This window comes from Vibrio sp. Vb0349, from assembly GCF_033338975.1.
The window spans coordinates 1-1,713 of the sequence record NZ_JAWOTS010000119.1; the positions used below are offsets into that span (position 1 = coordinate 1).

3 protein-coding genes are annotated in these 1,713 nt (G+C 46.9%); all 3 read left to right on the forward strand.

The annotated features are described in order from the left end of the window. Window positions 1–551: SH3 domain-containing protein (locus R7Q47_RS23720; RefSeq protein ID WP_318089590.1), on the forward strand; the 551-nt coding region annotated here is incomplete at its 5' end. A gap of 167 nt (window positions 552–718) precedes the next feature. Next, window positions 719–1,267: a phosphatase PAP2 family protein gene (locus R7Q47_RS23725; RefSeq protein WP_005480556.1), complete on the forward strand. Its 549-nt coding sequence runs from the start codon at window positions 719–721 to the stop codon at window positions 1,265–1,267. Between the two features lie 3 nt (window positions 1,268–1,270). Further along, a partial coding sequence (locus R7Q47_RS23730) for a glycosyltransferase family protein (RefSeq protein WP_318089594.1) occupies window positions 1,271–1,713 on the forward strand: 443 nt, incomplete at its 3' end.

The window sequence follows — 1,713 nt, forward strand, 5'->3', positions numbered from 1 at the left end:
GCAAAGATCCTGACACCTATTCGTGGTGGAAGATCCGCGTGCAACCTAATGAGTGGCAACAAGCTGAGATAGTCAGGCCAGTAGAAGAGGGAGTGGATACCTCTAACAAGCTGGAGTTTATGGATGTCTCCTATCGTTCAAAAACGGGGTTAAATTTACGCGCCAAACCGAGTGTAGAGAGTACAAAGCTGGGGCAACTTGAAAAAGGCGAAGTGTTCAATGCGTTGGCGAGAGTTGAAGGAGAACATTGGATTCTGGTTGAACAAAAAGGCGTTATTAAGGGCTACGTGCATCAAGATTACGTACGCAGCAACGTAGTGAATCGCGATATTTTGTCGACTCAACCGAATCCGTTGCTCGATGCTCAGCAAGCGACTCATTCTGTATCGAGTGCCCGACACGAGCTGCTGGGCAGCTTCACTTGTCGAGCGCTGAGCTATGAGTTAACTAAAGACGGTGATGTGACCACGGGGTCACTACGCGCATGCCGCAAAAAACGCAAAGTTTGGTATATCGATACGCCGTCGGCCTCACCAGCTAACCCTTCGTAATTCTTATTGCTTTTATTGATGTGTTTAACGGTATGGTTGGGCACATCAATGTGCGCTATTCCGTCCATTCTACTTTTGTCACTAATTGTCCAACTTCCCGTCATGTAGCTGTCACCTAAACCTCCTACTTTTCACACAAAGGCGTTGTCAAAGTAAGGGAAGGTCACATGCGAACCATTGAGACAATCACACAGCCAATAGCAACCATCGCTAAGTTTGATTTAGCATTCTCTAGCGTATGTCTTCAGCATCGTTTTAACCAACAAGTTGCCAACATCAGTAAAGGCGTTTCGCACAGTGGAGATGGGCATCTCTACGTCGTCTTAGGGCTGTTAGCTTGGTATTTAGATAAAGAACACGGCTCTTGGTTTATGTTAGCCGGATTGCTGGCATTTGCCGTCGAGCTACCCATTTACTGGACGCTAAAAAACAGCTTTAAACGCCGCCGTCCTGAAGAACTGAGCGCTTTGTTACCTGCTTTTATCACCCCTTCTGATCGCTACAGTTTACCGTCTGGACATACTGCTGCTGCGTTTGTCATGGCAACACTTATCAACCATTACTACCCAGAACTCGGTTATGCCGCATTCTTTTGGGCAAGCTTAATTGGTACGGCGCGTATTTTGCTCGGTGTCCATTTCTTTACTGACGTCATCATCGGGGCGCTGTTGGGAAGTGCGTGTGGTGCTCTAGCTATTGCGATCGTAGGAGGCTAATGAATGAAAATTCTATACGGTGTTCAAGGTACGGGAAATGGCCATATCGCACGTGCTCGTGCAATGAGCAAGGCATTTGAATCGCACGATGTGCAGGTCGACTTTCTTTTTTCTGGGCGAGCACCGGAGAAATACTTTTCAATGGAAGCGTTTGGCGATTATCAGACTCGTCGCGGTTTTACGTTTGTGACGGAAAAAGGCTCGGTCAATTACGCCAAAACGGCCTTGAACAACAATTTGATTCATTTTTTCAAAGAAGTGAACCAACTCAATCTGGCGCCTTATGATTTAATCATCAACGACTTTGAACCCGTCACGGCTTGGGCAGCTCGTCAACAAAATAAGCCGTGTATCGGTATCAGTCACCAAAATGCGTTTCGCTATCCAGTGCCTCTGAAGGGGGCGAGCTGGCTGGATAAATCAGTACTTGAGTATTTTGCACCATC

What these genes read in the sequence shown, in the direction of transcription:
- R7Q47_RS23725 (WP_005480556.1), top strand. Translation starts at nt 719, where the DNA reads ATGCGAACCATTGAGACAATCACACAGCCAATAGCAACCATCGCTAAG.